The sequence below is a fragment of the Sphingomonas sp. genome (assembly GCF_048595155.1).
In the GTDB taxonomy this organism is placed as follows: domain Bacteria; phylum Pseudomonadota; class Alphaproteobacteria; order Sphingomonadales; family Sphingomonadaceae; genus Sphingomonas_I.
Window position 1 is genome coordinate 1 of the sequence record NZ_JBMDXN010000022.1, and the last position, 8,496, is coordinate 8,496.

An 8,496-nucleotide genomic window follows, 5' to 3' on the forward strand; every position below is an offset into this window, starting at 1 on the left:
CCGATCGAGACTCATTGGAACGGCATAAGTTTACCGAGCACCCGACGCCTTGAAGCCGTCGGACCCGGGGCCGCCGCCCACATGTCCCTTCATCAATCCAACAATGAGAAAGAGCAAACCGCTAACCGGCAACTTTCCATCTCCTCTTTTGCAAGAGAAGGAGGAGTGTTACCGATTTGGCGGTAAACCGCGTTCCGCTGAAGAGCGAAGCGCCGTTGACGAGGGCTTATCTATGCGGGGGCTCGCCGACCGTCAACTGCAAAATGGCAATTTTGTTGCGCAAAATCTGAAGCGCCTCAAAAATCACCGGAAATCCGCCAATTTCCATGTGTCATTTCCGGGTCTAGGCGGCCTCGGTGGCGCCTCGCGGCGGCCGCCCGGCATCAGAATCATCCGCCCCGCTCCCCAGAATCAGCTGGCGATGTAGGCGCGCATGGCCTCCGCCTCGCTCTCAATGCCCTCAATCCGCATCTTCACGAGGTCACCGATCGATACGAATCCGATCAGTTGCCCATTCTCGACAACAGGTAGGTGACGAATCCGACGCCGCGTCATCAGCGACAGACCAACCAGGGGGCTTAGCGAGGAGTCTACGGTGATCGCCGGCTGCGTCATCACGCGCTCCACCGGCCAATCAAGAACGTCGGCTCCATCCTTGCGGAGCGAATAGATCACGTCTCGTTCGGACATGATGCCGATCACCTCATCATTCTCGATGACGGGGACGGCGCCGATACGGTTATCGGCAAGCAGCTGGATCACGGATCGGACCGGTGTGTCGGGCGTGACCTTGATCACATCGCCCGAGCGCTGCTGGAGAATAGTCGCAAGCGTCATGCCGCCTCTCCTTCACTTGCCCGATCTGGAGTCGGGTCGAAACCCGATGATTCCACTTTAGGCAAGTGAAGGGAAGCGACGTTACATCCTATTGGGCGTCTACCGGTGCGGTCTCCGCACGGGGGCGACGCGTCCGCCGCGGCTTCGGCGCGGGTGCCTCCGCCTCGGCAGCGGCTTCGGCCGCAGGAGCCTCTTCCGCTTCCGGCGCGTCCAAATCAAAGCGCGGCGACAAAGGCGCGTTCAGGAAATCGGGGGCGGCAAAGCCGTTCGATCCGACATTGCCGTTGGCAGCCGCCGCATTGCCGCCGCCGCGCCGGCTGCGCGTACCACCTTCGCGGGCCGCACGCGGCGCCGCCTCACGCGGGGCATTCTCGCCGCCCTCGTCATTGCCGTCGGCCTGAACCATACGCTCCTGGCGATCGGACCGATCTGGACGATCCTGCCGTTCGGCGCGCTCCTGACGCTCGCCCCGGTCCTGACGGTCACCACGGTCCTGACGGTCACCGCGATCGGAACGCTCGCCGCGATCCTGGCGGTCACCCCGGCCCTGGCGATCCGTGCGGTCGCCGCGCTCCTGACGTTCGCCGCGCGGCGCGTAGGCACGCTGCTCCGGCTGCTGATCGCCATCTTCCCAGCCATCGTCGGCATTCTGATCGTCGCGGCCCTGATAGGCGCGCGGCGCCTCGCTACCCTCGTCCTCGCCGCCGAAATCGTCACGATTGTCGTTCTGGCGCGCAGGCGGGCGCTGCTCTTCGAAGCGGGCGCGATTCTCGCTGAGCACGCGGAAATAATGATCCGCGAACTGGAGATAATATTCGGTGTTTACGCGGTCGCCCTGCATCTGCGCATCGCGCGCGAGGGTCTTGTACTTCTCGAGCAACTGGGCCGCGTTACCACGCGCGCGGTTGTCGAGACGGCTACCACGATCGGGAGCACCAGGCTGACCATTACGCGCCTGTTGCCCGCCACGGCCGCGTCGGCGACCGTTCTGACGATTGTTGATCAACTTCGTCTAATCCTCGTCACTGGTGGAACTATCACCACTCCAAACCGGAACTTCCCCGGCGGTTATCCCGGACACTCTCGTCCGCGAACTCGATCACCACTCCGTTCGGTGAGTCCGGGGCGCGCAGATGAATGCGCGGCATCCCGTGTCTCTTGCCCGAGACGCCGCGACCGGCGGCCAAGCCCTGGGGAGTGGTTTCGGGGGGTCTGCGTCATCGCGACGCCCCAATTCCTAAGTCCATTTAGACACTCGCCTGCCTAATTCCAAGGGGAAATCACCCAATGTTTGTCACGACGACGCATCGGTCATGCCCGGCAAGATCGCGCTTAACATGGGTCAGGAAGCCTTCCGCTTCGAACAAACCACGGACGGCGCGCGCCTGCGTCGCTCCGATTTCGATACAGGCAACACCGTCTGGCGGAAGCGCCAGGGCCGGTGCGATATGGCGATAATCCTCCAGTCCGTCCGCGCCCGCGAACAGCGCGGATGGCGGTTCGTGGCCGACCACCTGCGCGGGCAGTTCGGCCCCGGCTTCGATATAGGGCGGGTTGCACAGCACCAGATCATAGCCGCCGTCGGCCGCGGTCTCCCATCCCGCCTCTGCGAAGCGCGCCCGTGGCGCAAGGCCGAGCCGATCGGCATTGGCGCGCGCCACCGCCAGCGCCGCTACGCTCTGGTCGATACCCAGGCCCTGCGCCTGCGGCCAATGATCCAGCGCCGCCAGCAACAGCGCGCCCGATCCGGTGCCGAGATCCAGGATGCGCTGCGGCGCGCGCGTCCCGAAATGCGCGATCGCAGCCTCGATCAGCGTCTCGCTATCGGGCCGCGGGATCAGCACCGCCGGCGTCACCAGGAGCTCGATCGTCCAGAAGGCGCGGTGGCCGACAATGTAGGCGACCGGTTCGTCCTTGAGGCGCCGTGCGACCAAGTCACGAAAAGCTTCCGGCACCGTCGCATCGGGCGGACCGAGCAGCAGCGCTTCCCGGCTGATTCCCATGGCATGCGCCAATAGCAATTCCGCATCCAGCCGCGGCGTATCGCTCACCCCCGCCAGATCGCGCGCTGCCTGCTGGAGCGTTTGCGCGACGTTCAATTGGGGTCCTGATAGGCGCGCTCGGCGGCCTTCCGGCGGCGCTGCTCTTCGGCCCAATTGTTGATCCCGCGCAGCGAGCACCCCGTCGATCCGCCCGCGCCCGTGGCCGAACAGGAGCCGACTCCGCCTGCCCCCAGGCTGCGGTCGGTCAGCGCGCCACGGCCCTTCTGGTCGACCGTCATGTCGAAGCGCGGATCCAACTTGGGCAGGCGATAGCCCTCGGCGATGCCGCGATCGTTGGAGCAGACCACGATCTCATCCTCGGTCACCGCCTCCGGGCAGCCGCGCACCGCGTCGACCACCATCTTATGCTCTTTCTCGATCGGCCCCATCTTGGGCTTAGTCGTCGGCGGCCCCTCCACCCCAAGCAGGGCGAACAACAGCAACGCTATCATCGCTTGGGCCCACCCGAGCGCTCTTGATAGCCATGCTGCTGGTTGGAACGCTCCCAATCCTGGAGCATGCAGCCGGTCCAACCGCCGGCCCCGGTATTGCTGCAGGAATGGATGCCGGACTCGCCGCCTTCCATCAATTTGTGGCGCTCGCGTGAGACGCTGTCGACGGGGCCATCGGGGTCGAAACCCTGGTCGCGCAAGGCGCGGGGAAGGCGGTAGGGCGACTCCCGGTCACGCTGGCCGCAGACGATGATCGCACCATCGGCGGGCCGATCGCAGCCCCCGGTCACATTGCGCCAGACGTCCTGCAGGCGCGGCTGCGCGGGCGGGGTGGAGGCGGCCGCGGCGAGGAGGGCCAACGTCACCACCTGCACTCTATTCGGACAGCTGGGCCAGGCGGCTGGCCTCATCCTCCGCGATCAGCGCCCCCAGCAATTCGTCCATCTGCCCTCCCAGAATTTCCGGCAGGCGGTGCAGTGTCAGGTTGATGCGGTGGTCGGTCACACGGCCCTGCGGGAAATTGTAGGTGCGGATACGTTCGCTGCGATCGCCTGAACCCACCATGGATTTGCGCGCCCCCGCCCGCTCATCCGCCAAGCGCGAGCGTTCCTGTTCGTAGAGCCTGGCGCGCAGCACTTTCAAGGCCTTGGCCTTATTCTTGTGCTGCGACTTTTCGTCCTGCTGGATCACGACCAGACCGGTCGGCAAATGGGTGATGCGGACCGCGCTGTCGGTCGTGTTGACCGACTGACCGCCCGGGCCGGAGGAGCGATAGACATCGATCCGCAGATCGCGCGCCTCGTCGATCGCGACATCGACCTCCTCCGCTTCGGGCAACACCGCGACCGTCGCGGCCGAGGTGTGGATGCGCCCACCGCTCTCCGTCACCGGCACGCGCTGGACGCGGTGAACGCCGCTTTCGAACTTCAATTTGGCGAACACGCCCTGCCCCGTGACCGAGGCGACGACCTCCTTATACCCGCCCATTTCGGCGGCGGAGGCGGAGATCAATTCGACCCGCCAGCCCTGGCTATCGGCATAGCGCTGGTACATGCGGAAGAGGTCGCCCGCGAACAAAGCCGCCTCGTCGCCGCCAGTGCCGGCACGGATTTCGAGGATGGCGGAGCGCTCGTCGGCCGCATCCTTGGGCAGCAAAGCGAGCGCCAATTTGCGGTCGGCGGCTTCCAGGCGCGCGCGCAAATCGGTCAGTTCGTCCGCCGCCATCGTCTTCAATTCGGGGTCGCCGCCTTCCTCTTCCAGCATGCGGGAGAGGGCTTCCTGCTCCTGGCGCAGCTCGCGGACGGCGGTCGCGGCCTGCGCCACCGGCTCCAGTTCGGCATAATCCTTGGAGAGTTTGACGAACTGATCGGCGGCCAGATCGGAGCGCGCCATCGACGCCGACAGCTCATCGCGGCGCGCCTCGATCTGGCGAATGCGGTCGAGCGGAATCGTGATCATGCGCGTTTGGCCAGCACGCCTTCGACGTCGCCGACATTGCCGCCGAGCGATTTGAACCGCTGCGAAGGCCCGGTTTCGGTGCGATCCAAGGACAGGATAGCCCCCGGCGACAGCTTCATGGCGCGGTCGTACCGCTTTTTGGGCGACCCCGAAGCGACCAGTTCGACGGCGATTCCGGCGCGCCGGAGTGTGGCGGCGGCGGCAATTCCGTCGGTTTGCGCGGCGTCTTTCTCGACCACGATCGCGACGAAATCGCGTACCTCGGCGGGCTTTTCGATCAGCATGGCGAGGCGCTCAATGCCCGCGGCCCAGCCGACGGCGGGGGTGTGGGGGCCGCCCAACGTCTCGATCAGACCGTCATAGCGGCCGCCACCCAGCACGGTGCCCTGCGCGCCAAGGCGATCGGTGACAAATTCGAAGGCGGTGTGACGGTAATAATCGAGGCCGCGCACGAGGCGGGCATTGCGCGTCCATCGGACGCCGGCGGCATCCAATCCCTTGGTCACCGCCTCGAAAAAAGCGCCCGCTTCGGACGACATATGCGCGTCGATTTCCGGCGCCGCATCGGCGATCGGGCGGTCGCGCGGATCCTTGCTGTCGAGGATCCGCAGCGGATTCTTGGCGAGACGATCGACGCTTTCCTCCGACAGGGCATCGCGCGCGCCTTCGAAATGGGCGATCAAAGCCTGGCGCCAAGCCTCGCGTGTGGCGCTGTCCCCCAGCGTATTGAGCTGCAACGTCACGCCCTCGGCGACGCCCAATTCGTGCAAAAGCTGGTCGGCGAAGGTGAGAAGTTCGACGTCAAAAGCGGGTTCGGCAGCGCCGATAATCTCCGCATCGAGCTGATGGAACTGGCGGAAACGGCCTTTCTGCGGGCGTTCATAGCGGAACAGAGGGCCATGCGTGGCGACCTTGAGGGGGGCAAATTGCTGCCAACCCTCGGTTAAAAAGGCGCGCGCAATGCCCGCGGTGAACTCCGGACGCAGCGTCAGACTGTCGCCACCGCGATCCTCGAACGTGTACATTTCCTTGGAAACGACATCGGTGGTCTCGCCCAGCGAACGCGAGAAGACGGCGGTCGCCTCGAACACAGGCGTCTCAACGCGGCCGAAGCCGTACAACTTACGCACGCGATCGAAGGTGTCGACGACGTGGCCGAAGCGCGCTGCCTGTTCGCCGAGCATGTCCTGAGTGCCGCGAATGGGCCGGGGAGTTTCGATCTTTGCCATTGGATCAGGGCTCTAATGGATAAGTTGGGAGGGCGCGATACCCATAACCAAGGGGTAGCGCGCGAGGTCTTGCCGATGCAGCCCCGGCCATGCCGGGGGCGGCTACAGACCGAACTGGCGGGCGAGCAACGCCGTGAGGCCGGTGCGCGTCGGCGCCTGGGCGGGCTCGGCCGCGCCGCATTCGATGCAGCGGACCTGGATCGCCGGGCCATAAGCGAGCGCCTGGGCATCGACGAGCGCACGGGCCAGCAATTCCTGCGGCCGATGCGCGATGCGCGTCCACGGATCGACCGCCGCATCCCCGCCCGCCTGATCCTTCTGGGTGAAGTCGCGTAGCAGCGTCTTCCAGCTTGCGGCATCCTGCTCGATCCAGCGCGGGCGAGCATCGGCCCCCTTGAGCTTGGCCAAACCGGCGGCGAAGGCGACGGCATCGTCGAGCGTGCCGAAACGATCGACCAGGCCGATCTGGCGCGCGACGCCGCCCGCCCACACCCGGCCCTGGCCAATCTCATCCACGCGCTGCGGGCTGAGGCGACGCGACTGGGCGACCAGGCCAACGAAGCGGCCATAGACGCTCTGGATGCCCGTCTGGATCAGCGCATCGAAGGCGGGCGAGGTGCCGCGATATACGTCCGGCTGACCGGACAAGGGCGTGGTCGCGACACCGTCTGCGGACAGTCCCAGCTTCTGGAGCGAGCCGGCGAAGGTCGGGATGATGCCGAACACGCCGATCGAACCGGTGATGGTGGAAGGTTCGGCGAAGATGGTAGCACCCGGGGTCGAGACCCAATAGCCGCCCGACGCCGCCACCGAGCCCATCGACACGACGACCGGGATACCACGTCCCCTGGCAGCGAGGATGGCGCTGCGGATCCGTTCGGACGCCGTGACCGATCCGCCGGGCGAATCCACACGGACGACCAGCGCCTTGATGCGGCGCTTGCCGAGCTCTTCGCCAAGCAGGCGCGCGATCGTCTCGCCGCCGGCCTTGCCGGGGCCGGTGGTGCCGTCGACAATCTCACCGGCGATGGTGAGCACGCCGACGCTGCCGGCCTGTTCGGGATGGGCGGCGAGATAGCGATCGAGCGACAAGGTGGTGAAGGCGCCGGGCTGGCCGGTGCCGTCCGCGCCCGCCAGGGCGATGACGCGCTGACCGAAGGCGATGCGATCGCCGAGCTTGTCGACCAAGCCCGCACGCAGGGCAGCCTGGCCGCTATCGCCTGCGGCCGCGGTCAGGGCGGCATTGGGATCCGCCGAATAGGTGGCGACCTGCGCGCGCGGCCGCGCCTGGGTGACATCCTGCTGCCAACTACCCCACAAGGCATCGACGAGCGCCTGATTGGCGGCGCGCGCTTCCGGCGACTGATCGGTGCGGGTATAGGGTTCGATCGCGGACTTGAACTTGCCGACGCGATAGACGTGGGTGGTTACGCCGATCTTGTCGAGCAGGCCCTTATAGTAAAGCTGCGGCGCACCAGGCCCGGTGAGCAAAACCGCGCCGAGCGGGTTGAGCCACACCTCGCTGGCGTGGGCGGCGAGCTGATAACTGTCGTCGCTATAACCCGTGGCATAGGCCAGCACCGGCTTGCCGGAGCCGCGGACCATGTCGGCCGCCTGCCCCGCCGCGGCGATCGCCGCCTGGCCACCGCCGACGAAGGAATCCAGGTCGAGCACGACCGCCTTTACGGCAGGATCCTTGGCGCCGAGCTGCATGGCGCGCACGACGTCGCGCAGGCGAAATTCGCGCGTGGCCGGGCCATCGCCGGAGACCAGAGCGAGCGGGCTTGCCTCCGACGGCTGTTCCACCAGCGTGCCATTGAGCCGCACGAGCAAGGCGCCGCTGGTCGGCAGTTTGGGGTTCGGCCGCACGCTGAGCAGGGCCGACAGGAAGCCGAAGAAGATCAGAAGCAGGAGCAAGGCGAGCGCATCCTTGACGCCCACCAGCAGCTTCCACAGCCCACCCAAAACCCGCATCGCCCGTATACTCCTGCGGCGCAGGAGGCGCCGCCGCTTCGATAATGGCTCCTTCTGTAGACGCTGTGGGGGCGGCGCGCCATTGGCTGTGAGCGGCGGCGCCGGGCGGTTTCTGTTCCCCCGGCGGCTGGGCATGGTGTAGAGTTCGTGGACCCCAGCCTGCGCTGGGGTGACGCGGGTGGTGCAAGCGCCGTCGTGCCAGCGGAGGCTGGCATCCATGAACCTTTCCGCGGGCGATAGTTAGGAGGCTAGGGGTGGCGGAGGGGTCGGGCGGTTTCTGTCCCCCGGCGGCTGAGCATGGTGTGGGATCGTGGACCCCAGCCTGCGCTGGGGTGACGGGTGTGGTCCAAAGCCACCGTCATGCCAGCGCAGGCTGGCATCCATGAGCCTTTCCGCGGGCTGTGGTTAGGAGGCTGCGGGGGCGGAGGGGTTGGGCGGTCGATCCCCTGGCGGCTGGGCGGGGTGTGGGGTTCGTGGACCCCAGCCTGCGCTGGGGTGACGGGT

General features: G+C 66.4%; 9 protein-coding genes. 1 reads left to right on the top strand and 8 read right to left on the bottom strand.

What is annotated here, in order from left to right; all coding sequences use genetic code 11:
- The first annotated feature begins 103 nt into the window (after positions 1–103).
- A complete protein-coding gene (locus tag ACOJSI_RS04210) occupies positions 104–427 on the top strand; it encodes a hypothetical protein (protein ID WP_420137011.1) in 324 nt (107 codons plus the stop codon).
- Here the strand turns inward: ACOJSI_RS04210 and ACOJSI_RS04215 are convergent.
- The 8 genes from ACOJSI_RS04215 to sppA all read right to left on the bottom strand — a co-directional run bounded on the left by ACOJSI_RS04215 (position 412) and on the right by sppA (position 7,992).
- On the bottom strand, positions 412–837 hold the full coding sequence (locus tag ACOJSI_RS04215) for a CBS domain-containing protein (protein ID WP_420137012.1): 426 nt from the start codon (positions 835–837) through the stop codon (positions 412–414). The two genes, ACOJSI_RS04210 and ACOJSI_RS04215, sit on opposite strands and share 16 nt — an antisense overlap.
- Before the next feature lie 88 nt (positions 838–925).
- Entirely contained in the window at positions 926–1,843 is a 918-nt protein-coding gene (locus ACOJSI_RS04220; RefSeq protein ID WP_420137013.1) for a DUF4167 domain-containing protein, read from the bottom strand.
- Between the two features lie 274 nt (positions 1,844–2,117).
- A complete protein-coding gene (gene prmC / locus ACOJSI_RS04225; RefSeq protein ID WP_420137014.1) occupies positions 2,118–2,936 on the bottom strand; it encodes a peptide chain release factor N(5)-glutamine methyltransferase in 819 nt (272 codons plus the stop codon).
- The gene (locus ACOJSI_RS04230) at positions 2,933–3,331 is read right to left on the bottom strand and encodes a hypothetical protein (protein ID WP_420137015.1); all 399 of its coding nucleotides are present in this window, start codon (positions 3,329–3,331) and stop codon (positions 2,933–2,935) included. The genes prmC and ACOJSI_RS04230 overlap by 4 nt, the downstream gene beginning before the upstream one ends.
- Entirely contained in the window at positions 3,328–3,696 is a 369-nt protein-coding gene (locus ACOJSI_RS04235) for a hypothetical protein (RefSeq protein WP_420137016.1), read from the bottom strand. Before ACOJSI_RS04235 ends, ACOJSI_RS04230 begins: the two co-directional genes overlap by 4 nt.
- A gap of 10 nt (positions 3,697–3,706) precedes the next feature.
- Positions 3,707–4,789, bottom strand: a complete 1,083-nt coding sequence (gene prfA / locus ACOJSI_RS04240) for a peptide chain release factor 1 (RefSeq protein ID WP_420137017.1) — start codon at positions 4,787–4,789, stop codon at positions 3,707–3,709.
- Positions 4,786–6,018 (bottom strand): histidine--tRNA ligase, encoded by a 1,233-nt coding sequence (gene hisS / locus ACOJSI_RS04245; RefSeq protein WP_420137018.1) that lies wholly within the window; start codon positions 6,016–6,018, stop codon positions 4,786–4,788. Before hisS ends, prfA begins: the two co-directional genes overlap by 4 nt.
- Before the next feature lie 102 nt (positions 6,019–6,120).
- Positions 6,121–7,992, bottom strand: a complete 1,872-nt coding sequence (gene sppA, locus ACOJSI_RS04250) for a signal peptide peptidase SppA (RefSeq protein WP_420137019.1) — start codon at positions 7,990–7,992, stop codon at positions 6,121–6,123.
- Positions 7,993–8,496 lie beyond the last annotated feature (504 nt).